This is a genomic window from Bacillus sp. 1780r2a1 (assembly GCA_024134725.1).
Classification (GTDB): domain Bacteria; phylum Bacillota; class Bacilli; order Bacillales; family Bacillaceae_H; genus Priestia; species Priestia aryabhattai_A.
In genome coordinates, this window is the sequence record CP099863.1 from 2,887,944 (window position 1) to 2,910,409 (window position 22,466).

Here is a 22,466-nt window from a genome sequence, read left to right on the forward strand (position 1 = left end):
TCCCCATTTTTACGCTATATTACCAGTTTAAAGACTTCATATTTTTATCAACAAGAAACTGCAAATCCCCTTTGAGTTGCATTATATCTTTATAAAAGTCATCGGTTTGTAACATTTTGCGAATGATTGCTGTGAGCTCTGATGATAACAGAAGCTCTTCTTCCCAACTCTTCTCTTTTCTTGAAGTGGGCTTATAGTCTGAGTACAGCAAAAACAGTGCGAAGTGCCCTAAAGCGTATACATCACTTTGAACAGTTGTTCTTCTCATATACTGCTGTTCTGTTACTAAACCTTCTACTCGTTCATCATCTCCAATAAAACGTGCTAAACCAAAATCGATGATGTAAATAACATCACCAACCTTAAGAATGTTTGGAATTCGCAAGTCACGGTGAACAATTCCTTCATGATGAAGAAATTGAATCACTTCTATGACTTGTAGCAATATTTGAACTACATCTTTTTCTTTGTATTTATGATGATGTTCAAATATTAAATCTTCAAACGTCTTCCCGTTAATATAGTCCATTATAATAAAAAATCCAGCGCTACTTTCCTCTACGTCCAGTAGCCGAGGAACTTGTGGATGATCTATTCTTGCTAATATCTTTTTTTCATACTCAAAAGCGCGCCTGCCTTGCTCAAGCTTTTGTTTTGTTTTACGTAGCTGCTTCACTACTACTTGTGTTTCAAATTTTTGATCTTTAGCTAGGTATGTAATACCGTAGCTTCCCATTCCTAAAACACGGTCAATTTTATAACGATTCTTAATTAGTGTTCCTGGTCTTAAAGGGCGATCTATTAGAAATCGTTGAATCGATTTTAAAAAGTGTTTCATTTGTTCAATCAGCTAGAAGAAAAGCTGGAGAAAAAGCTTTTTTTCTTACGCTTATAATGATGATGTCCATACTTTGAGTGACTTCGACTGTCATAGTGACGTCCTTTTTTGTAGTCGCTGCTACTATAATGTCGAGGACGACGATGATAATCACTGCTGCTATAGCGATGGTGTTTTTTCGAACCTAATATTGAATTCAATAGTTTTTTTATCATAATAATTCCCTCTTTTCTTAACACTTATTACACTTTCTACGTACTAATAATATAAAGGTTTCAAAAACTTTATTCCCGGTTTAGTTGCTTTAAAACGAAAAGGAGAACTTTTATGATTTATTCACTTCCATTCAAGGTTAACAAGACCATGACAATTGAAACAACGAACAACTTGGCACACTTAAGCCAGCGCTCTTTAGCTATTCTATCTTCCTTTTCTAACAGTATTGAATTAAATGAAAAAGAGTCTAAGATTGTTCAAAGAATTAAAACAAAAGTTGGCTTACACAATAAAAACAACATTACGCGAACTCATGCTTATCTTAAATTTTATAAGAGTTATCCGGAAATAAAATGGGCGTTTTTAGCTCACCTCGTTTCTAGAAATGGCGGCTACTATATGACCGACTTGCAAACTACTTTCGCCAAAAAGCTTCTTTCTCCTGTCCAACAGCACGCTTTTTTTCTATTTTTAGAGCGTGCAAATGCTACAATCTTTCAAGATGCTTTTGCTCAACTGTTGTTATATGAAGAAAGTCAAAAAAATGAGCAAAACCTGTCTCACTTGCTTTCACCCTTAGGGGTATCCGCATTTATGCACCCCATTTGGACTGAGTTTATCAACGACCCTACTGAAAAAGAACATTTGCTATCCATGGCTTTAATTGTGAATGAGCAACACTATATTGAAAATAAGCTCATTCACGATAAAAAAACAAAAGAAGACGTACTGGACACATGGCAGTTTTATGCACAAAGCTTACTTGGTATGACCCAAGTATTAATTCCCTATGAATGTGATAAAGAATTAGCTTTAATTGGAGTGAACATTTCACAATTTTCTTCCCTTAAAAACCGAATTATTGCTGGAAAGCTACTTTATGCACTTCTGTTTTTTCATAATCATTTATATTCAGGTACTTATTCATTTGCGGATAGCGTAGAACATACAGGAGCGAGACACGACTATTCATCAAGCCTACACCCAAAATTTAATCATTTTAAGGCTCCTTCATCCACTGTTCCCCTAGATATGTGTTGGGGAAACCGCGTTCACACGTTTTTAGATCAATCTGATTGGTTTGTAGGGACATCACCCTATCACTACTTAACAACACTAAATATCCCCTCTATAATATAAAAACGACGAGTGGCCTCGTCGTTACATAAAGTACGGCTATTAAATTACTATTATCTCTCTTTATTCATCTTGCTCATCGATAATACATTTATCAATCAAATAATCAAATGTAATATCAGCCAACTCTCCTAGCTCTTCCTCAGCTGGAGCGTACCCCCGCTTTATTAGTTCATTGTAAAAGAACTCAGCGATTTCCTCTGTATCAATAACTACTTCGATTTCTTTCACAATATCACTCCTCACCCCGTCTCAGCGGGCAAGCGTAGCTTCATGAGCTCGCAAAATAGCAAAGCAAAGGACTAGCAAATATCTAATCTTACTAGCTCAAACTTTACTTTATATACTTTTATGAGCAAAAGTACAAGAGTATGTCTAAAATTTTTAATGCTATACGTCTCTTTCTATGTATAGCTTACACTTTCTAACATACGCTTATAACAACTGACATGGCATTACGCTTTATCTTGCTCTGATTTGGAGATCTTGTGTAAATGTTTCAGTACTAAGTTCATTACTTCTACATACTCATCATCTTGAAACATCTCGTGTAAAGTCCTGTAATCGTTATAAACATCTAACAAACCATTTATGATTTCGTGCTTTTCTTTTGTTAATTTCATCTCTTCTTTTCCATGTCCATTTTGTTTTTTCATCGTCGGTAGCAACTCCGTCTTTTTAATTTCTTTTCCTAAATACAACATATCGATATTTTGTACATAGTTTTCTGTTTCCTCATGAGGAGTCACGAGAATAAGCTCTTCTTCACTTGCTTCAAGCCATTCTCCGTCAGTAACACGGGATAATTCATATACAATATCTTCCCATGCATCTTCTTTATATCGCCATATTTCTGTACGAATGCCAATGATTTTAAACAATTCTTTTCCATAATTAAACACTTGAACAATGTCACCAAAGAAATACTTATATTCTAACTCAACGCGTTCTTGTACTAAGATCTGTCCATCATAATCTTCTAGTAACTCAATTGTATCTTCTAAAAACAGACCTTCACTATGGTTAATCTCATATACAAAGAGTCCATCCATCACTTTTATATCTGTAATGGTGCCAACGGTCCCATATATCGTTACAACGATTGTATCCCCAATGCGGTATTTAGGCTTTTTCTTGCCTGCCATCGTCGCACCTCCCTGTTAAACTAACACCTACTGAAAAGTTACAATAGTATATGCAAAAATAGTAAAAGGGGAAGTGTAACATCACCTCAATCAAGCCTGAAATGCGCTGATTTTCACAAAAAACAAAGGACCTCTATACTCTGAGTATAGAGGTCCTTTGTTTTTTGACACCTTACTGATTCATTTCATATAGCTCCCATGCCTCATCAAAAACAGACATGCTCATCGTGTAATCACCATTTAATTCGAGATAAGAGCTGATCTCATTATAATCATCTGCCATTTTAGGAAAGCTATGGTCTTCATACACAAAGCGTGCTAGCTGTCCTATTACATCATTTTTTGGATTTAACCTGAATTTCATCATGTAGTGATAAAATGACTTCATACGCTGTTCCCCCTGTATTTTATGCAGCATTTGCTCAAGTTTTATTTGGTATAAGACTACCATGTAAATAGTCTCTTGTGAATGACGTCGAATCCTGACTTGGATACACAAAAAACATTACATTATGATTACAGATTTGTGTTCTAGTTGCATTGTATAGTAAAGAAAACAAGTTGTCATATCAAGCATTTGGTTTTTAACTTTAATTGAATGTGACAAAAACGATGCACAACTGTAACAAAAATGCTGTTTCGACAGGTTTTATAGTAAAAATATAAATTGCAAATTTTTCATTTTCATGATTTAATTTGCTACTGAAAGCACAATAAAAAATTGCTGATACACGTTTAAATCAGCAAAGAATAAGGAAAGATGAATAATATGAGTACACGAAATGCTTATTTTGATAACGCTAAATTTGTATTAATTTTTTTAGTTGTATTTGGACATATGATTTCACCTTATCGTACAGATAGCGAGGGCATGTTGTCCATTTATCACTTTATCTTTATTTTCCATATGCCAGTATTTATCTTACTAGCTGGTTATTTCTCTAAAAATTTTCATAAAAAAGGATATTATAAAAAAATCTTTACCAAAGTTGCTATTCCTTACTTAGCATTTCAAACCATCTACACCTTTTACTATAGTGCGCTTTATACGAACGAAACGTACACGTTACAGTATTTAGTACCACGTTGGGCAATGTGGTTCTTGCTTAGCTTAATCTTTTGGAAATTAATGCTGCCATTTTTCGCAAAGTTTCCAATGTGGATTAGCATGACCGCTTCTATTTTACTAGGTGTTGGAATTGGTTTTGTCAACATTGATGGATTTGAAAAAATCCTAAGTATCAGTCGTATGTTTGTATTCTTCCCTTTCTTTTTGATGGGTTATTATCTATCACAGAGAGAAGAACCATTTAAAAATCTTTTAACAGCCAAAAATCGGGTGATTGCTTCAACTATTCTAGTTGTAACACTGGCAGCAAGTTATTACTTTTTAAATGACACCGTTTATACGGACATGCTTTATGGCACAAACACATACAATAGCGTAAGCGAATTTCTAATGCGTTTGTCTCACTATGCCATTGCGTTTATTGTATCTTTTGCATTTATGGCCTTAATCCCAACACGTTCTTTTGCTTTAACAAGCATCGGACAGCGTTCGCTTTATGTCTACCTTTTACATGGATTTGTTTTAAAGTGGTTTTTCACTACTGAATTTGCTAAAAGCTTAGATGCTAGCTTTTGGAGCATAATGGTTTTAACAGCTATGTCTATTTTAGTAACGCTTTTATTAGGTAGTCGCATTGTTGATTGGGTTATTACTGGTACGAAACTATTTATTCAGTTCATTACGCCAAAGAAAGCCATAGAAAAATTCTCATTAGCAATTAAACGAACGTTCCCATAAACAAAAATCTCATCTCTTACTAAGGGATGAGATTTTTGTTTATGGGGCTCAAATAGTTTCTAATTTCATTTTACTGAATTTTATGGTAACGTTTCACTATAAGAGAAAGAAGGAGTGTATACACATGGAACTTGGTTATTATGATGGACAATTTCGAGATATCAACGAGAGAGTAATTCCTATTGATGAGCGCGGGCATCAATTTGGCGATGGCGTATATGAATTTATTCGCGTATACAAAGGAACACCTTTAGCACTATCTCAGCATTTAGATCGTCTTGAGCGAAGCGCAAAAGCGTTATTAATTGAGCTTCCATTTAGCAGAGTGGAATTAGAAAAATTAATCGAGGAAGGACTACAAAAGTCCACATTGGCAGAAGCCGATATTTACATGCAGGTCACGCGTGGAATTTCTCCTCGAAATCATTTATTTCCAGATACCAAAGCAGAGTTATCTATGACGATTAGACATCCACGCCAAATGCCTGATGAGGCTTATGAAAAAGGGATTTCCACCTTACTTTTAGAAGATGAGCGTTGGGCAAACTGTTACATTAAATCATTAAACTTACTTCCAAATATTCTAGCAAAACAAGCAGCTGCCTCTAAAGGATGCAAAGAAGCCATTCTTGTAAAGGACGGATACATAACAGAAGGTTCTAGCAGCAATGTGTTCGTCATAAAAGATCAAACCCTATATACCACTCCAGCCACTAAGCAAATTTTATGCGGTATTACACGTACCAATATTCTTTCTTGCGCAAAACAAGAAGGCATTCAAGTGCGAGAACAGCATATGACAATTGATTTTATTAAGCAAGCTGATGAAGCCTTTGTCACGAGCACATCCATTGGTATCTTACCAATTGCACGCATCGATGGGCAAGACTTGTCAACAACACGTCCTATTATTGATAAATTAACTAATGCATACCAAACATTTCGAGAGCAGCAAGTACACGTACAAAGTTAATATAAGAACAAAAAGCCCTTATTTTTTCGGGACTGACCCCGTAAAGTGAGACAAATAAAAAACACCTTTAAGTTGAAAACTGGGTATGTAGTACCTAACCATCACTTGGAGGTGTTTTTTCTATGGGAACAAGAGTCAGTTATCCAGTCGAACTAAAGTTAAAGGCAATTGAAATGAGATTAGCCGGTGTACCTGTAAAAAAAGTCTTATCACAACTAAACATTCGAAATCCTACCCAATTAAAAACGTGGATGAAGTGGTATCAAACTGGGAATGTACACCGGTTGGAACAGCCAGTAGGCAAGCAATATGCCTATGGAAAAGGTCCTGATTTTGAAAGCGAGACAGCGAAGTTAGAGGCTGAGAACCGACAGTTAAAGCAACAAATCGAGATTTTAAAAAAGTACAAGGAATTGGAAAGGAAGTGGTACCAGAAATCGCAGTGAACCTAGTGGAAGAGTTAAAAGAACAAATCCCTATTTATCAAATCTGTTTCCATCTTGGTATTCCCCGATCCACTTACTACCGTTGGAAGCAGCATAGTCAACAGGATACACGAAAGAAATGGATGGAACAGCAAGTGGGTGAACAATGTCGTGCACACAAGTTTCGATATGGCTATCGAAAAATCACAGCTGTACTCAAGCGAACCATGAAGATTAACCACAAGTTTGTGCAGCGTACCATGCAGAAATACGGTTGGCAATGTCGTGTTAAACGAAAGAAACGGCAGCGAACAGGGCAACCTTATCAGGTTGCAGAGAATGTATTAAATCGTGACTTTCAAGCTGAACGCCCTCTCCAAAAGCTCGTGACCGATATTACGTACTTGCCTTTTGGGCCGAAACCATTGTATCTTTCAAGTATTCAAGATTTATTTAACGGAGAGATTATTGCGTATTCCATAGGTGATTGTCAAAATGTCGCGTTTGTTTTAGACACGCTTAACCAACTCCCTTCTCTACCGGAAGGGTGCACGTTGCATAGTGATCAAGGCTCTGTGTACACATCGTATGCTTATCAACAAACAATTAAAGAGAAAGGCATTATCATGAGTATGTCCCGAAAAGGGACGCCCGCAGATAATGCCTCAATTGAATCGTTTCATTCCTCACTAAAGTCTGAAACGTTCTACCTTGACGAGTTGACATACACTACGACTACCATCGTAGAGCAAACCGTCAAAAGCTATATTACGTATTATAACCATGCCCGTATTCAAACAAAATTAAACAACCAGTCTCCTGTACAATACAGAAAACTGGTTGTTTAAAAGGTGTTTTGATTCCTGTCTCAAAAACAGGGGTCAGTCCCTTCAAATAAGGGCTTTTTCTTAGAACTTGAAATAGTTACGTTTTAATAGACGCGGTGTTGCCAGTAGTTCTTTATAAGAAATAACCTTTTGAAGCAGCTTTGTATCTACAAGCAGCAGCTGTGTTTCAATCTCTTCTATCACTTCTTCTTCTTGATAATGCATTCCACAGGCAGAACATTTAATACAAGGTACATCCGTGATTTCAATTCCTCTTGTTCCATCTGGAAGTTCCCAAAAAGCGGTATGGACGCTTTTTTCCCCAGCGCTTTCGCCGCACCATGCGCATTCTACCATCATTGTATTTGCCTCCTCAAGATGAAGTGGAACCCTTTTCTTTTTGTGCTTGAGCTTGAAACTTTTTCTCCTTTAACTCATCTCTTTTTTCACGTTTATCCTTTAGAGTTGCATGTGCTGTATCTGCTTCATAAGATTTCCGTCTAGTTACTCTTCCTAACCCCTCCGGGATAAGCGTTGAGTTTGTTTCATTCATTAACCCTGCTATTCCAATAGAAGATTCCTTTTGCTTTGCATCCGGATAAATTGAATAGAAGTAGTCATCCGCTCTGTTAGGAATATAGTTTTCTGGTTCTGGATAAGTGGTAATTACCCCTTCAAAGTTTCGAAGTACAACCTTACCAGCACTTTGACTAATTAAATAGTTTGGTTGAATGGCAATCTTACCGCCACCACCAGGTGCGTCCACTACAAAAGTAGGTACAGCATAGCCTGACGTATGCCCTCTTAGTCCTTCAATAATTTCAAGCCCTTTGGATACAGGTGCTCTAAAGTGACCAATTCCTTCTGATAAATCACATTGATAAATATAGTAAGGTCTGACACGAATTTTCACTAAATCATGCATTAGCTTTTTCATAATTGGTACGCTATCATTAATACCAGATAAGATAACTGCTTGATTTCCCACAGGCACACCAGCATCCACCAGCATTTCACATGCTTTTTTCGTTTCTTCTGTGATTTCAATTGATGTATTAAAATGAGTATTTAGCCAGACTGGATGATACTTTTTTAAAATGGCACATAAGTTTTCTGTGATTCGTTGCGGAAAAACAACCGGTGCTCTTGTGCCAATACGAATGATTTCAACATGGGGAATAGCGCGTAAGTTTTTTAAGATATATTCTAAAATTTGATCATTAATTAGCAACCCATCGCCACCGGATATTAGAACGTCTCGTACTTCTTTTGTTTGAGCAATATATTCAATTGCCATATCTAGTTGTTTTTTAGGAACACCCATTCCAATTTGTCCTGAGAATCGTCTCCGGGTACAATAACGACAGTACATCGAGCATTGATTGGTGACAAGAAATAAAACTCGGTCAGGGTAGCGATGTGTAAGCCCAGGTACAGGTGAATCTTCATCTTCCTCTAAAGGATCTTCTAAATCATATCTCGTTTTATGCATTTCTTGACCAATTGGTACAGACTGCATGCGAATTGGACAACGCGGATCATCTGGATTCATTAACCAAGCATAATAAGGTGTAATATTTAATGGAATCGTTTTGGTTGCAATTCGAACCCCCTCTTCTTCTTCGGGTGTTAAATGAATGACCTTTTTTAAATCATCAAGCGTTCGAATTGTATGGGTTAATTGCCAAATCCAATCATTCCATTTCTCTTCTGGTACATCTTTCCAAAGGTCGATGTCTTTCCAATGACGCGATGGCTTATATAAGTCATGTAACACAAAAACGCCTCCCTTAATTAAAATTTAGACTGTGCTACTACTTTATATATGTGGATGCCTAGTAAATGGTTATATTTTATCTAACTTTCCTATTCTAAAGCCCATTTTTTAATGTTGATAAATCCTTTGACCATATATTCATATTTTCTAGCGTCTTAGAAATGAAGCAATTGTTAATAAGTCTCCCACTATAGGAATAGCCAAGCTGGTGGAAAGCGGCATTCATACCTAATGAAAGCGCTCTCGCTATGGTGTATACACAATAAACATATTCCTTTTTCAATTCTCTCTCAATTTCAACCATTAAATGCTTCATTAAACCAAGTGAGCGGTGAGATGGCAGAGTAGCACAATCTGTTAATTCTGCATTGTGATACACCTTATTAATTTCTGCGGAAGCTGCGCTTACAATTTCTCCTTCATATTCAATAATAAAGAAAAGTGTTCCATCTTCAAGTATGTTTTGAACGTAAATCAAATCATGTAAGGGAGAAGGGTAAATGGTAAATACTGTTTTATATAATGTTACGAGTTGTTTGGCATCACTCTTTACAGCTTTCCTTAACTTGTAAGGTAGCACCAATGTTTCCTGGCACTTTAGCGGTAATAACTGAACTTTTTCAAGAAGATTATTTTCTTTCACATAATAATTATGCACTTGCCTCTCTTGGCTTTCATAAAAGGTCATTAAGTAAGCAGTGCTTCCATTAAAATAAGAGGGAATGGTTGCTTCCAAACGATATCCATATTTCAACCAGCTTTCAACCTGTTCGTAGCGAGACTTTATTATTGCTTTTTCTAACTGATGCTTATTCATCTCTCTCTTTATATAGTGACTTATGCTAGAAATATTTCCTCGATAATCCTCAATTCGAAGCCTTTTATTAAAGGAGTCGTGTATACAGAGCGCGCTGAATTCCGGTCTATTAACTTCAAGCAAACCGTTTCCCTCCTTCATCATTCAGCAATTCCGCACCAATCAATAATGGTAAGAGCAATGATTTCAGTAGCTTTTATAACAGATTCAATAGAAATGTATTCGTTTGGAAAGTGAGCAACTTCCGTAACTCCTGGACCAAACACCACCGTTGGAATCTTACCAACCTGAGATAAAATTCCTCCATCAGTACCCCAAGGTGATGCTTCAATACTAGGAGGGTGACTCATTGCTTGCTCATAGCTTTGAGAGAGAGATGAAATAAGAGGGTGTTGTATATCTAGTTCATTTGGTAGCCATTGTGCCCCAAACCATTCTACATTCACAGGTTGAATATTAAACCAAGAATCTTGCACGCTAATTTTTTTCAACCATTCTTCTACTTCTTCCTTCACATCTTTCATCTTTTCATGAGGTGCAACTCCAATCCTTCCTTCAATTATGACTTCATCTGCAACTGAAGACGGCCAAGATCCACCTTTTATAGTACCTATGTTAATTGGCACAGGAATGGGAGTATTTTTGTACAGCGGATCCACAATGCGGGCATTGCGATTTTTCTCTAGCTGCTGCAGATGTTCAATAAGAAGCATTGCTTTCTCGATTGCACTCACTCCTTCATACCTTGTACCTCCGTGAGCAGATCGACCATGTATGGTTAAACGAAACCACATAGAACCTTGCTGTTTGGAGAATATCTTCATGCTCGTAGGTTCAGGGATAATGGCTCCGTCCGCTTTGTAGCCTCTTAACACACATGCAAGCGTACCTGCTCCTCCACTTTCTTCTTCAATTACACTTTGAAAGATAACGTCACCTTTTAATGAAATTCCGATTTCTTGTAACGCTTGAATAGCAAAAAGAAGAGCTACGTTTCCTCCTTTCATATCCGTACTCCCTCTGCCATATACATTTCCATCTCTTACAATTCCACTAAATGGGTCATCTTTCCAATGTGTTAAATCTCCTGGTGGTACCACATCAATGTGACCATTTAATAGAATAGATTTGCCTCCCCCCCTTCCTTTTAAAACACCTACAACATTAGGGCTATCTTGAAAGCTGGTTCGAGTCGAGGCAAATGCTTCATTTTTACGCAGCTCTTTAAAATCTGGTTCCCATATATCAATGACTAACTGAAGCTGCCTTAACTTTTCAATCACGATTGCCTGCACATATTTTTCATTCCCCTGTACACTTGCTTCTTGCACAAAACGTTGTAAGAGCCGAACTATTTCATGTTTATATTCAATTAACCACCCCTGAATTTTCTCTTGCCAATTCGTCATCTACAAACCTCCTTAGGGAATCATTTTAATGCTATCGCTAAGCTCTACTGTTGCATCAGTTGCTTGCAGCACCTCTTCGACGGTATAAGGAGACATTACTTCTATTAAAATCAAGCGATTATTTTCTACTTTTAAGACGGCTTGATCTGTAATAATTAAATCCACGCAGCGCTTAGCGGTAAGTGGCAACGAACATGATTTTACAAGCTTAGGTTCTCCATTTTTATTAGTGTGGTTCATCAATACAACCACCTTCTTAACTTTTTGGGCTAATTCCATCGCTCCTCCCATACCTGGTACTCGCTTGCCAGGTACAATCCAGTTTGCCAAGTCCCCTTGTTCACTGACTTCTAGCGCACCTAATATGGTCATATCAACATATCCTTTTCGAATCATCCCAAAAGCAATAGCGCTATCACAATATGAAGATCCTGCAAGCGTAGTAATGGGATAACCTGCTGCATTGCAGGCATTTTCATCTTCCTGCCCTTTAACTGGGGAGGGACCGATTCCAACAATTCCATTTTCAGCATGAAACATTACCGCTATCGTCGAAGGAATATAGTTAGGAATAAGTGATGGAATTCCAATACCTAGATTCACAATCATTCCATTTTCAATTTCCTGAGCAGCGCGCTTAGCAATTCGCTGTCGACTATCTATTCCCAAACCCATTTCCAATCCACCCCTTTTGACTGAACAATATAGTTTACAAAAACACCTGGAGTCATAACTGAATCAGGATCAAGTTCACCTAACGGGACAATTTCTTCCACTTCAGCAATCGTTACTTTACCAGCCATAGCTACAAGCGGGTTCGTATTACGAGCGCTTTTATCATACAGCAAATTCCCAAATTCATCTGCTTTCTTAGCGTAAACAATTGATACATCTGCTTCCAACGGCGTCTCCACTAAAAACGTTTTGTCTGATAGAGTAATCATTTGCTTTCCCACACAAATTACGTCGGTTTCAATACCCACATCAATCAATATGCCGCCGATGCCTACTCCGGCTGCTCGAATTCTCTCAACAAGCGTTCCTTGAGGAGAAAATTCTACTTCTAGTGTTCCATCTGTCATTTGTTTACCAGCAACCGGGTTGGAACCAATATGCGAAGCAATGAGCTTTTTAATTCGCTGTTCACATACAAGCTTCCCTACACCAATGTTTGGAAAACCTGCGTCATTACAAATAAGCGTTAGCTCGTTAACATCACTTTTTAACATTTCTTCGATTATAGTAGGAGCTGTACCCACTCCTCCAAATCCACCAAACATAATCGTCATACCACTTTGAACATAGTTCATGATATCTTTACTTTTAACCATTTTATGAAACTTATTTTGAAGATTATTCATTTTTCTCTTCCTCTCCCCCCAGTTCTTTTTCAATCTCAATCATCGTCACAGTTAGTAATTCCACCAGCTCATCAATTTCGTGTGACGTAATAGTATATGGAGGTGATATGATAATCCCATCCCCTTCTATCCCATCTTCTCCAGCTTGAGAGGGGTATAGCAGAAGACCTTTATCTTGAGCTTTTTGAATAATCCTAGACGTCAATTCAATCGATGAAGCAAATGAAGCTTTAGAATTTAAATTTTGAACAAGTTCTATACCTAGCAGTAATCCCTTTCCTCTAATATCTCCTATAATATTTACATGCTGTTGCAAACTCTTAAGCTTTGCATACAAATATGCGCCTTTGCTTTCAACTGCTTCTATTAAAGAGTGATCCTGGATGTAATCGAGTACAGCTAAAGCAACTGCTGAAGAGAGCGGATTTGCGCTTAGTGTATGTCCACTCATAATTAGATTAGATCCATTCAGTACGGGTGCTAGTACGTCCTTGGTAGCAACGGCGGCTGCAATTGGAGTGTATCCAGCACTTAAACCTTTACCAAGAGTCAAAAGATCGGGCTTAGCTTTCCAATGTTCATACGCAAACACCTTTCCTGTACGTCCCATTCCCGTCATTACCTCATCTACAATCCATAAAACATCGTATTTATCGCAAATCTCTCGGATTCGCTCGTAATATCCATCCGGTGGTGTAATCGCCGCTCCAGCCGCTCCAATAATAGGTTCCGTAATAAAAGCTGCAATTTGCTCACTTCCCGTACGCTTAATTACTCGTTCAAGTTCGTTTGCACATGCTAAGTTACAAGATGGGTACGTTTTTTCAAATGGACACCTATAACAATAAGGTGGCGAAACGGAAGGGTACTCCTCTAGTAAAGGCACAAACCTTTTCCTTCTACCTGCATGCCCTGACATAGACAAAGCACCAATTGTAATGCCGTGATAACTCATCCACCTTGATAATACTTTTATTTTTTGAGGCTTTCCTTTTTCCTGCCAGTGTTGAATAGCCATCTTCATTGCGGTTTCTGTTGCTTCGGTTCCACTATTAACAAAAAAAACAAATTGGAAATGATGATTGCTCAGCTCACAAAGCCGTGCTGCTAATCTTTCAGCAGGTTCACTTGTAAACTGAGAGCGATACACAAACGCAACTTTTTTTGCTTGGTCATTCATTTTATCAATAATCTCTTGAACACCATGTCCAACGTTTGCCGTCACCGCACCAGATGATGCATCTAAATATTTTTTGCCTTGTACATCATACAGATAAACTCCCATTCCGTGAGAAATCGTAGGATACCAAGCATCTAACAGTGGTTTGATTAAGTTCGATAAAGACTTATCAGTCATCGCGATTCCTCCTTATCACAAGACCTCTATTAAAGTCTATGCCCTATGAACACTGTTTTTGCTAAGTAAAAAGGATTGTTTTTACTGGAATAGAAAAAGGCTCACTCCTTACGCTTTTAACGTAAAGAGTGAGCCTTATTATCGTATCAAAAACCCTTTGTTTGTAATTTCCCAGTCATCCCCTACTGGTTAATGTTTTAAATTAAGCTCCCGCTTTTTCAGCTCTTCTTGCTTCAGATTCAGCAACAATCACTGCACATGCAGCATCCCCTGTAATGTTAACCGATGTACGAATCATATCAAGCAAGCGGTCAATACCGATAATTAATGCAATACCTTCTACTGGTAAGCCAACTGCTGAAAGTACCATCGCTAACATGATAAGTCCAACACCTGGAACTCCAGCTGTTCCAATACTTGCAAGAACGGCTGTTACCACAACTGTAATTAGTGCACTGAATGATAAGTCAACTCCGTAAACCTGAGCAATGAAAACAGTTGCTACCCCTTGCATAATTGCTGTTCCATCCATATTAATTGTCGCACCTAACGGCTGAACAAAACTACTGATGGACTCAGGTACACGAAGATTTTTCTGAGCTACGTTCATTGCAATTGGCAACGTGGCATTACTACTTGACGTACTAAAACCAACCGTCATAGCTGGTGAGAATCCTTTAAAGAATTCGATTGGATTACGTTTTGCTAAGAGCGCTACAGAGCCACCGTACGTTAAGATAGCGTGAACAAATAGCGCGAGCACAACTACTGACATGTAAAGCCCCATTGCTTTAATTGCTCCCCACCCTTGGCTACCAACCGCCGTTGCGATTAAACCAAACGTACCATATGGAGCAAACTTCATTACTAAGTTTACAAGGTACATCATAAGCTCGTTACCCTGATCAATAATGTTGTAAAGTCCTTTCGCTTTGTTACCTAGCATCGTAATTCCGAACCCAATAAAGATTGAGAATACGATGATTTGAAGCATGTTTCCTTCAGTCATTGCTAGAACTGGATTCGTCGGAATCATGTTTAGCAACGTTTCACCTACAGGAGGTGCTTCTTGTGCTTCAAAAGATGCGTTTTCTGTGTCAAATGTTCCAACTGTACCAGGTTTAATAATAAATGCTAGTATAATAGCGATTGTAATAGCAATTGTTGTCGTAATTAAAAAGTAACCAATTGTTTTACCACCGATGCGGCCAAGTTTCTTCGGATCTCCCAAACCTGCAACGCCAAGTACAATTGAGAAAAATACAATTGGCACAACAAGCATTTTAATAAGGCTTAAAAAGATTTGTCCAAGCGGCGTAAATAAATATTTATCTAGCGTTGTAAACGTCCCTGGTGAAAACGTATTTAATAAGACCCCTACAACAGCACCAATAATTAGTGCAATGATAATCTTTGTTGATAGTTTCATTGATGAACCCCCTCATATAAACAAATTATATTATTAATTTAATAACTACCAAGAATAAAAGATTTAATATTCCAAAAAGAATAATCACTTTAAATTTATATTATTTTTGAAATTTTCAGAATAGAACGAGCTCCAGCTGCTTTTTTTAAAATTATCGAAAAAAGTGTACAAAAAAAACCATGAGAGCCCTCTCTGGTTTTCAAACCTTCCATGTACTCTCCCACAAAATGCTGACGAGGTTAGCTGTCGGATTCGGGTATGTGAGTTACCCTACTTAACTATCAAGTTAAGATTCACCCCTAGTGCTTGTCCGCACAAATTTGGGTCCCCCGCTTTCTTTCAAATCTGAAATTAAGCAACTGTTATTTTGATGTAATAGTTTTGCACTGCAATAACTTACTTCTTTATTAAAATTCATTTCCTATCACTTTGTCAAGATAATATACAAAAAAAATTCAAAACGCTGTCGATTTTTTTATTTACATGTCATATTTCCTCACACTTAATGTGCGTTTTATATTCATTTTTATGTTCGCTATAAGCCAAAGTTTTCTTTTCTAAACAACATTTCAACTTAAAATAGCACCTCATACCAATAACAACTAACAAATTGTATAGTCATACTAAACAAAATACCAAAAAGCCATTTTATAACATTTAAAATAGTATAATTAATATTCATATTTATTTATTTTTATTCATTAATTGTAAGCATTATCATTTTTATTTTCATATTTTATACTGATTTACTGTATATCCTTAAACCTCTCCCTCTAAATTTCACCAACAGTGAGTTTAGCTAGTTTAAACTTTATTTTTTCGCAACCCCCCTCAAAAATTACATTTTTTTCTAAAAACCATTTCAATCTCCCTACTCTTTTTGATAAACTATAAAGAACAATATATTGATTTTTATATCATAGAGGAGAGCTCTAACCATGTTTACTGTCTTAATTGTAGAGGATGATCAAAAAATTGCTTCTTTATTAAAAGAGCAGCTTGAAAAATATAATTTACACGTACATATCGTTACATCATTTACGGATGTACTTGATGATTTTCAAAAGCACCAGCCTAACCTTGTCTTATTGGACGTGAATTTACCAAAATATGATGGATTTTACTGGTGCAGACAAATTCGCACTCTCTCCACTTGCCCTATTATTTTCATCTCAGCACGTGATGGAAAAATGGACCAAGTAATGGCATTAGAAAGTGGAGCCGATGATTATTTAACCAAACCTTTTGACTACGACGTAGCTATTGCCAAGGTAAACAGCCAACTACGACGCGCATATGGCTCTTATGCACCTACGAATCAAGAACGAATTATAGAGCATGCTGGTTTAACTTTATATCCTGAAAGGCTACTATTACGCTACAAAAGCAAAGAAATTGAACTTAGCCAAACAGAAAGCAAGCTCATTGAAACATTATTAGTTAAAGCAGAAAGAGTTGTGAGCAGAGATCGATTGCTTGAGAAAATTTGGGACGACCAGCTCTTTGTTGATGACAATACTTTAAATGTCTATATGACGCGTACGCGTAAAAAACTAGCGGATGTTGGTATTGAAAAGGCAATTGAAACGATTAGAGGTACAGGCTATATACTGCGAATTCAAGAGGCGAATAAATCATGAAGCTGTTTTTTAAAGAACATCTTCCACTTACATTTTTTTATCTTATGCAATTGGGTTTAGTATGCACAATTTTTGCTTTAGATGGCTTTCGAGATGTTTTTACTATTCTTTACGCTATTTTGATCAGCACAGTTATCTATATCACTTACCTCTGTTATCGCTATTACACAAACAAAACATTTTATAAGCACCTTTCAAGTCCATTACATAAGTTAGAAGACAGCGTATTATCTAAGGAAGACTCTCCGCTTTCAGAAGCGTTAAAAGAACTTTTCGAGAGTCAATTTCGAAGCTTTCATAATGAAATGTATCACTATCAAAATAAACTTAATCAACATATGACATTTATGAATCAGTGGGTTCATCAAATGAAAACCCCTGTATCCGTTATTCATCTGATGATTCAAAACGAAGACGAACCTATCTTTCTGAGCATTCAAGATGAAATGGATCGAATTCAAAAAGGGTTAGAGACTGTACTGTATACGTCGAGACTGAATGACTTCAATCATGATTTCCAAGCAGAGAGTGTTTCCCTACATAACGTTATAACAAGGCTTATTTCAAGTTACAAACGTTTTTTTATTCGCAATAAGGTATTTCCAACAGTTGATATTTCACCTCAACTCATCGTAGCTTCTGACGAAAAGTGGATTAACTTTGCTTGTTCACAGCTTATCACTAATGCCGTCCGCTATTCTGCTGGAATTAATCAAAACATCACTATTTCAGCATTTGAAAGAGGAAGACAGGTCATATTAGAAGTAAAAGATCAAGGAATAGGTATTCCATCACAAGATCTAAAACGTGTGTTTGACCCCTATTTCACCGGCGAAAACGGCCGAAAATATCAAGAATCCACGGGGATGGGACTCTATCTCGTAAAAGAAATTTGCAAACAGCTCCACCACCAGGTAGAGCTTGAATCAAAAGTGGGGCAAGGGACTACCATACGCTTAATTTTCCAACAAAATATTGCACGTAACTAAGAAGGCTAATGTATAAATTAGCCTTCTCTTGCTTTCTTACAGAAGTGTAAGATTTCTGTAAGCTTACCACATAGCACACTCGGTTAATTTTCAATAAGATAAGAGTATAGATAAAAACAAATATTTACAAAGGAGTTTGACTATGCCTATTTTACAAGTCAATAACTTAACAAAAGTATATGAAGGAAACGTTTCTTACAAGGCGTTAGAAGGCGTTAATTTTTCAATTGAAAAAGGAGAATTTGTTGGCATTATGGGACCATCTGGAAGCGGAAAAACAACTCTGCTAAATATGGTTTCTACCATTGATTCACCTACAGCTGGAGAAGTACTTATTAATAACCGCAACCCTCATCAACTTAAGAAAAAAGAGGTTGCACTTTTTAGAAGACGTGAGCTTGGGTTTGTCTTCCAGTACTTTAATTTATTAGATACATTAACTGTTGAAGAAAATATTATCTTGCCACTCGCTTTAGATAAAGTAAAAAGTTCAGAAATGGCTAAGCGAGTAGCTTCTATTACTAGCAAACTTGGCATTGAACATATTTTAAAGAAACGTACGTACGAAATTTCAGGAGGGCAAATGCAACGAGCAGCCATCGCTCGAGCGATTATTCACCATCCACAGCTGATTTTAGCTGATGAACCAACAGGGAACTTAGACTCCAAAGTATCTAAAGATGTGATGGAAACTCTGCAACATTTAAATGAACAAGAAAATGCGACGATGATGATGGTTACTCATGATGCGCACGCAGCTAGTTATTGTAATCGTGTAATTTTTATTAAAGACGGACAACTTTATAACGAAATTTATCGCGGGAATAACCGCCAAGCTTTTTATCAGCAAATTATTGATATGCTATCAGTTTTAGGAGGAGACGCACATGAGCTTTCGACAACTCGCCTTTAAAAACGTTATGCGTAATAAGCGTACGTACGCAGCTTACTTTTTAAGTAGCGCCTTTTCTGTAGCCGTCTTTTTTCTCTATGCAATGTTTATTTTTCACCCTGGAGTCACAGAAGGTGTAACAAAAGAAATGGCAAAAAAGGGCATGACTGCCGCTGAATATATTATCTATGTATTTTCGTTTTTCTTCGTTCTGTATTCTGTCAGCGCATTTTTAAAGTCTCGCAAGCGTGAATTTGGAATTTTTATTATGCACGGAATGTCTAAACGTCAGCTAAACACCATGATTTTCTTAGAAAATATGATTATTGGTTTTTCAGCCATCATTACAGGAATCCTTGTTGGAATGCTCCTTGGCAAGCTCTACTTAATGATTGGATCTTACGTTATTGGCATGGAGAAGCCTCTTGCGTTTCTAGTCCCTTGGCAAGCACTCGCATTAACAACAGCTGCATTTACCGTTTTATTTCTGGTTATTTCATTTTTCACAAGCTTTTTTGTACGCACAAACAAATTGTTAGATTTGTTTCAATCCACATCAAAACCAAAGCCTGAACCTAAAACTTCTATTGTTTTATCGTTACTGGCTGCTGGGTTATTAATTGGAGGCTATTACTTAGCTTGGACGGCTAACATCTATAACATCGCCTTTCGATTTTTTATCGTTATCCTGATGACCATTATTGGAACCTACTTTTTCTATACGCAGCTAAGTGTTTTCTTATTAAAAATGATTAAGAAAAATAAGCGCTTTTACTGGAATCATACGCGTCTTATTACCATTTCAGATTTAGCTTATAGAATGAAAGATAACGCTCGTATGTTTTTCATGGTAACAATCGTGTCAACTGTTGCTTTTTGTGCAATTGGAACCTTATCGGCGATGGGTGGTTCTAAAAAGCTATTTGATGAACGTGCTCAAATCCCAGTTGTCTATCAATCATCGGACCAAAACCCGAACCAAGCAGCACAAGTACAAGCCATTCGAGATGATTTTCATAAAACGGACTTATCATATAATGAAATCAAAGTAACCTTAATCGAACAGACAGAAACCGAAACAAATAAAAAAGTTGAGCTTATCTCTTTATCAGATTATAATGCGATGGCCATTGCCGCTGGTGAAAAACCGCTTCAGTTAAAAGAAAATGAAGGTCATTATGTCAGCACAGTCACTTATAATACGTTCTCAGATGAAAAGATGAAGCCCATTACCTTAAGTGAAAGCAATCTAACATTTAACGTAACAAAAATTATTGATGCACCTTACTTTTCTTCTGGAATGGTCGGCTATGATTTGTACGTCATTCCAAATGAGCTTTATAAACAAATTCAAAAACCTACGTCAACAACTCACTACTACGGGTTTGCAACCAAAGATTGGGTTGAAACAAAAGACATTGGCTTGAGTTTATATAGTAGAGAAGACGGCATTTATAACGGGAGTTATACGAGTGATCCAGCTTTTTCTTTCTCATCAGCTGGATATGATTACAATATGATGATGGAAATGTATCGCACTGCTCTTTTTGTCGCTCTTTTAGTTGGGTGTGTTTTCTTTATTGCAGCAGGAAGCTTTTTATACTTCCGTTTGTATACAGACCTTGACTATGATAAGCGCCAGTATCAAACGATTGCAAAAGTTGGTTTAACTAAGGCTGAGCTCCATAAGATTATTACGCCACAGCTTGTTTTATTATTTTTTGTTCCCATTCTTGTAGCGTTTGTACACAGTGTATTTGCATTTAAAGCTCTACAAGGCTTATTTGAATTCTCAGTTGTTAAGGAAACTGCAGTTGTTCTGCTTGGATTCGGAGCTATTCAGGTAGTGTATTTCTTATTGATTCGCTCCCGTTATCTAAAACATATTAAAAAAGCTATTATGTAAACAAAAAAAGCGGACCTATGCGTCCGCTTTTTCTTATACCATTGCTGGTTGTTCTTTTGTTTTTCCGTCTTTTAACTTTTCCACGATATCTCGTGCCACCCATACGCCACAAGCACTTGCTTGAGCTAATCCTCGTGTAATTCCAGCACCATCTCCTCCAACGTATAAACCTGAAATCTCTGTCTCAAAGCGATCGGTTAACTTTGGACGCGCAGAGTAAAACTTTGCTTCTACCCCATAGAAAAGCGTGTGTTCAGAAGCTAAACCTGGCGTTACATGATCCAGTGCTTCGGTCATTTCAATTAAACTCTTCATTGTATTGTAAGGGAGAACAAGTCCAAGATCTCCAGGGACTGCTTCTTTTAACGTTGGTTCTAAGAACCCTTCTTTAATACGAGTTGGTGTTGAACGTCGGCCTTTTAAAATATCACCGTACTTCTGTACGACTAAGCCTCCATTTGATAGCATGTTTGCTAGCCTTGATACTTCGTGTGCATATTCGTTTGGTTGATCAAATGGATCTGAAAATTTATGAGATACAAGCAGTGCAAAGTTCGTATTCTTACTACCTAGCTTTGGATCTTTGTACGCATGACCGTTTGCTAACATAATGCCTGAATGATTTTCAACAACTACATGCCCTGAAGGATTACTACAGAACGTTCTTACCTGCGTACCAACTGATGTATTATAAATAAATTTACCTTCATATAAGTGCTTATTAATCTCTTCCATTACAATATCCGAAGTCTCAACACGGACTCCAATATCGACTTGGTTGTTAATCATTTTTAATCGGCGTTTTTTTAATAAATCAGTCATCCATTTTGAACCATCTCGTCCTGGAGATACAACGACTTTATCAGCAGTTAGTACTTCTCCATTTTTAAGTTCAATCCCACGAACAATATGCTTTCCATCAACTTTCTCTGTAACAAAATCAGCAACTTCCGTTTTATACTGCATGTCGATGCGTTCTTTTAAATATTCATAAATACTCTTCAAAATTTCTAAGTTTTGTTCTGTCCCTAAGTGACGAACTTGTGCACGCAATAACTTTAAGCCTGCTGCGTAGCCACGTTTTTCAATTTCACGTACTTTGTCAGTTAATGGGTCCGTAATCGAATCTGTTGCCCCATGCTTTAAGTTAATTTCATCTACATATTTAATTAAATCGACAACCTGTGATTCAGGAAGATAATCTGTCATCCATCCTCCAAATTCACTTGTGATATTAAATTTCCCATCTGAATATGCGCCTGCTCCACCAAATCCATTGGTAATTGAACAAGCGGGTAAACAGCCTGCAAAATCTTTTTTGTTATTTGCCGGCGGACATTTTTCTATCTTTTTTTGAAGAATCGGACAATTTCTTCGGTAAATATCGTGTCCTTTATCAATTAACAATACTTTTGCTTCAGGTAGTTTTAGCGTTAATTCATAACAAGTAAAAATTCCAGCTGGGCCTGCTCCTACAACAATTACATCATAATTTTGATTCATCGATACATTCCCCCGTTA

22 protein-coding genes and 1 riboswitch are annotated in these 22,466 nt (G+C 37.1%); of the genes, 8 read left to right on the top strand and 14 right to left on the bottom strand.

Annotation, left to right across the window (positions count from 1 at the left end; genetic code table 11):
* Positions 1-19: 19 nt before the first annotated feature.
* Both NIZ91_14520 and NIZ91_14525 read right to left on the bottom strand, forming a co-directional pair.
* Positions 20-838 (bottom strand): serine/threonine protein kinase, encoded by an 819-nt coding sequence (locus tag NIZ91_14520; GenBank protein USY53961.1) that lies wholly within the window; start codon positions 836-838, stop codon positions 20-22.
* Positions 839-846: 8 nt separating this feature from the next.
* On the bottom strand, positions 847-1,053 hold the full coding sequence (locus NIZ91_14525) for a hypothetical protein (protein USY53962.1): 207 nt from the start codon (positions 1,051-1,053) through the stop codon (positions 847-849).
* A 112-nt stretch (positions 1,054-1,165) separates the two neighbouring features.
* Between NIZ91_14525 and NIZ91_14530 the strand changes: the two genes are divergently transcribed.
* On the top strand, positions 1,166-2,194 hold the full coding sequence (locus NIZ91_14530) for a DUF2515 domain-containing protein (GenBank protein ID USY53963.1): 1,029 nt from the start codon (positions 1,166-1,168) through the stop codon (positions 2,192-2,194).
* Between the two features lie 60 nt (positions 2,195-2,254).
* On the opposite strand, the gene NIZ91_14535 is transcribed toward NIZ91_14530, so the two are convergent.
* The 3 genes from NIZ91_14535 to NIZ91_14545 all read right to left on the bottom strand — a co-directional run bounded on the left by NIZ91_14535 (position 2,255) and on the right by NIZ91_14545 (position 3,724).
* The gene (locus NIZ91_14535; protein ID USY53964.1) at positions 2,255-2,422 is read right to left on the bottom strand and encodes a YozD family protein; all 168 of its coding nucleotides are present in this window, start codon (positions 2,420-2,422) and stop codon (positions 2,255-2,257) included.
* A 224-nt stretch (positions 2,423-2,646) separates the two neighbouring features.
* Positions 2,647-3,336, bottom strand: a complete 690-nt coding sequence (locus NIZ91_14540; GenBank protein ID USY53965.1) for a hypothetical protein — start codon at positions 3,334-3,336, stop codon at positions 2,647-2,649.
* Positions 3,337-3,508: 172 nt separating this feature from the next.
* Positions 3,509-3,724, bottom strand: coding sequence for a YozE family protein (locus NIZ91_14545; protein ID USY53966.1), 216 nt, complete (start codon positions 3,722-3,724; stop codon positions 3,509-3,511).
* 381 nt (positions 3,725-4,105) lie between these two features.
* Here NIZ91_14545 and NIZ91_14550 point away from each other — a divergent pair, with 381 nt between their 5' ends.
* The 3 genes from NIZ91_14550 to NIZ91_14560 all read left to right on the top strand — a co-directional run bounded on the left by NIZ91_14550 (position 4,106) and on the right by NIZ91_14560 (position 7,389).
* The gene (locus NIZ91_14550; protein USY53967.1) at positions 4,106-5,143 is read left to right on the top strand and encodes an acyltransferase family protein; all 1,038 of its coding nucleotides are present in this window, start codon (positions 4,106-4,108) and stop codon (positions 5,141-5,143) included.
* Positions 5,144-5,267: 124 nt separating this feature from the next.
* Entirely contained in the window at positions 5,268-6,116 is an 849-nt protein-coding gene (dat, locus tag NIZ91_14555) for a D-amino-acid transaminase (protein ID USY53968.1), read from the top strand.
* 122 nt (positions 6,117-6,238) lie between these two features.
* Positions 6,239-7,389, top strand: a protein-coding gene (locus tag NIZ91_14560; protein USY53969.1) for an IS3 family transposase whose coding sequence is annotated in 2 segments (ribosomal slippage) — positions 6,239-6,512 and positions 6,512-7,389 — 1,152 coding nt in all. Because the reading frame shifts where the segments join, the coding sequence is not laid out codon by codon here.
* 60 nt (positions 7,390-7,449) lie between these two features.
* Here the strand turns inward: NIZ91_14560 and NIZ91_14565 are convergent.
* The 8 genes from NIZ91_14565 to NIZ91_14600 all read right to left on the bottom strand — a co-directional run bounded on the left by NIZ91_14565 (position 7,450) and on the right by NIZ91_14600 (position 15,518).
* Entirely contained in the window at positions 7,450-7,728 is a 279-nt protein-coding gene (locus NIZ91_14565; GenBank protein ID USY53970.1) for a YokU family protein, read from the bottom strand.
* Positions 7,729-7,741: 13 nt separating this feature from the next.
* Positions 7,742-9,145, bottom strand: a complete 1,404-nt coding sequence (ablA, locus tag NIZ91_14570) for a lysine 2,3-aminomutase (protein ID USY53971.1) — start codon at positions 9,143-9,145, stop codon at positions 7,742-7,744.
* Between the two features lie 94 nt (positions 9,146-9,239).
* Positions 9,240-10,085: a putative beta-lysine N-acetyltransferase gene (ablB, locus tag NIZ91_14575; GenBank protein ID USY53972.1), complete on the bottom strand. Its 846-nt coding sequence runs from the start codon at positions 10,083-10,085 to the stop codon at positions 9,240-9,242.
* 17 nt (positions 10,086-10,102) lie between these two features.
* Positions 10,103-11,371 carry a peptidase gene (locus tag NIZ91_14580; protein USY53973.1) on the bottom strand — a complete coding sequence of 423 codons (1,269 nt, stop codon included), beginning with the start codon at positions 11,369-11,371 and terminating at the stop codon, positions 10,103-10,105.
* A gap of 12 nt (positions 11,372-11,383) precedes the next feature.
* Positions 11,384-12,046 carry a 3-oxoacid CoA-transferase subunit B gene (locus NIZ91_14585; GenBank protein ID USY53974.1) on the bottom strand — a complete coding sequence of 221 codons (663 nt, stop codon included), beginning with the start codon at positions 12,044-12,046 and terminating at the stop codon, positions 11,384-11,386.
* Complete coding sequence (locus NIZ91_14590) at positions 12,031-12,732, bottom strand: CoA transferase subunit A (GenBank protein ID USY53975.1); 702 nt, start codon at positions 12,730-12,732, stop codon at positions 12,031-12,033. Before NIZ91_14590 ends, NIZ91_14585 begins: the two co-directional genes overlap by 16 nt.
* A complete protein-coding gene (locus NIZ91_14595; protein ID USY53976.1) occupies positions 12,725-14,089 on the bottom strand; it encodes an aspartate aminotransferase family protein in 1,365 nt (454 codons plus the stop codon). The genes NIZ91_14590 and NIZ91_14595 overlap by 8 nt, the downstream gene beginning before the upstream one ends.
* Positions 14,090-14,291: 202 nt before the next feature.
* On the bottom strand, positions 14,292-15,518 hold the full coding sequence (locus NIZ91_14600; GenBank protein USY53977.1) for a dicarboxylate/amino acid:cation symporter: 1,227 nt from the start codon (positions 15,516-15,518) through the stop codon (positions 14,292-14,294).
* Between the two features lie 212 nt (positions 15,519-15,730).
* A riboswitch (cyclic di-AMP (ydaO/yuaA leader) is annotated at positions 15,731-15,886 on the bottom strand.
* Between the two features lie 570 nt (positions 15,887-16,456).
* On the opposite strand from NIZ91_14600, the gene NIZ91_14605 reads away from it, so the two are divergent.
* The 4 genes from NIZ91_14605 (at position 16,457) to NIZ91_14620 (ending at position 20,945) form a co-directional block, all read left to right on the top strand.
* The gene (locus tag NIZ91_14605) at positions 16,457-17,158 is read left to right on the top strand and encodes a response regulator transcription factor (protein USY53978.1); all 702 of its coding nucleotides are present in this window, start codon (positions 16,457-16,459) and stop codon (positions 17,156-17,158) included.
* Complete coding sequence (locus tag NIZ91_14610) at positions 17,155-18,147, top strand: sensor histidine kinase (protein ID USY53979.1); 993 nt, start codon at positions 17,155-17,157, stop codon at positions 18,145-18,147. Before NIZ91_14605 ends, NIZ91_14610 begins: the two co-directional genes overlap by 4 nt.
* Positions 18,148-18,289: 142 nt before the next feature.
* On the top strand, positions 18,290-19,060 hold the full coding sequence (locus NIZ91_14615) for an ABC transporter ATP-binding protein (GenBank protein USY53980.1): 771 nt from the start codon (positions 18,290-18,292) through the stop codon (positions 19,058-19,060).
* Positions 19,035-20,945, top strand: coding sequence for an ABC transporter permease (locus NIZ91_14620; GenBank protein USY53981.1), 1,911 nt, complete (start codon positions 19,035-19,037; stop codon positions 20,943-20,945). Before NIZ91_14615 ends, NIZ91_14620 begins: the two co-directional genes overlap by 26 nt.
* Before the next feature lie 33 nt (positions 20,946-20,978).
* Here the strand turns inward: NIZ91_14620 and NIZ91_14625 are convergent, their stop codons facing one another.
* Positions 20,979-22,448: an NAD(P)/FAD-dependent oxidoreductase gene (locus NIZ91_14625; GenBank protein ID USY53982.1), complete on the bottom strand. Its 1,470-nt coding sequence runs from the start codon at positions 22,446-22,448 to the stop codon at positions 20,979-20,981.
* Positions 22,449-22,466 lie beyond the last annotated feature (18 nt).

Excerpts from the sequence above, each read along its gene's own strand:
- NIZ91_14520 (USY53961.1), bottom strand. The coding sequence starts at position 838 with ATGAAACACTTTTTAAAATCGATTCAACGATTTCTAATAGATCGCCCT.
- NIZ91_14525 (USY53962.1), bottom strand. The coding sequence starts at position 1,053 with ATGATAAAAAAACTATTGAATTCAATATTAGGTTCGAAAAAACACCAT.
- NIZ91_14530 (USY53963.1), top strand. The coding sequence starts at position 1,166 with ATGATTTATTCACTTCCATTCAAGGTTAACAAGACCATGACAATTGAA.
- NIZ91_14540 (USY53965.1), bottom strand. The coding sequence starts at position 3,336 with ATGGCAGGCAAGAAAAAGCCTAAATACCGCATTGGGGATACAATCGTT.
- NIZ91_14545 (USY53966.1), bottom strand. The coding sequence starts at position 3,724 with ATGAAGTCATTTTATCACTACATGATGAAATTCAGGTTAAATCCAAAA.
- NIZ91_14550 (USY53967.1), top strand. The coding sequence starts at position 4,106 with ATGAGTACACGAAATGCTTATTTTGATAACGCTAAATTTGTATTAATT.
- dat (USY53968.1), top strand. The coding sequence starts at position 5,268 with ATGGAACTTGGTTATTATGATGGACAATTTCGAGATATCAACGAGAGA.
- NIZ91_14565 (USY53970.1), bottom strand. The coding sequence starts at position 7,728 with ATGATGGTAGAATGCGCATGGTGCGGCGAAAGCGCTGGGGAAAAAAGC.
- NIZ91_14580 (USY53973.1), bottom strand. The coding sequence starts at position 11,371 with ATGACGAATTGGCAAGAGAAAATTCAGGGGTGGTTAATTGAATATAAA.
- NIZ91_14585 (USY53974.1), bottom strand. The coding sequence starts at position 12,046 with ATGGGTTTGGGAATAGATAGTCGACAGCGAATTGCTAAGCGCGCTGCT.
- NIZ91_14590 (USY53975.1), bottom strand. The coding sequence starts at position 12,732 with ATGAATAATCTTCAAAATAAGTTTCATAAAATGGTTAAAAGTAAAGAT.
- NIZ91_14595 (USY53976.1), bottom strand. The coding sequence starts at position 14,089 with ATGACTGATAAGTCTTTATCGAACTTAATCAAACCACTGTTAGATGCT.
- NIZ91_14600 (USY53977.1), bottom strand. The coding sequence starts at position 15,518 with ATGAAACTATCAACAAAGATTATCATTGCACTAATTATTGGTGCTGTT.
- NIZ91_14605 (USY53978.1), top strand. The coding sequence starts at position 16,457 with ATGTTTACTGTCTTAATTGTAGAGGATGATCAAAAAATTGCTTCTTTA.
- NIZ91_14610 (USY53979.1), top strand. The coding sequence starts at position 17,155 with ATGAAGCTGTTTTTTAAAGAACATCTTCCACTTACATTTTTTTATCTT.
- NIZ91_14615 (USY53980.1), top strand. The coding sequence starts at position 18,290 with ATGCCTATTTTACAAGTCAATAACTTAACAAAAGTATATGAAGGAAAC.
- NIZ91_14620 (USY53981.1), top strand. The coding sequence starts at position 19,035 with ATGAGCTTTCGACAACTCGCCTTTAAAAACGTTATGCGTAATAAGCGT.
- NIZ91_14625 (USY53982.1), bottom strand. The coding sequence starts at position 22,448 with ATGAATCAAAATTATGATGTAATTGTTGTAGGAGCAGGCCCAGCTGGA.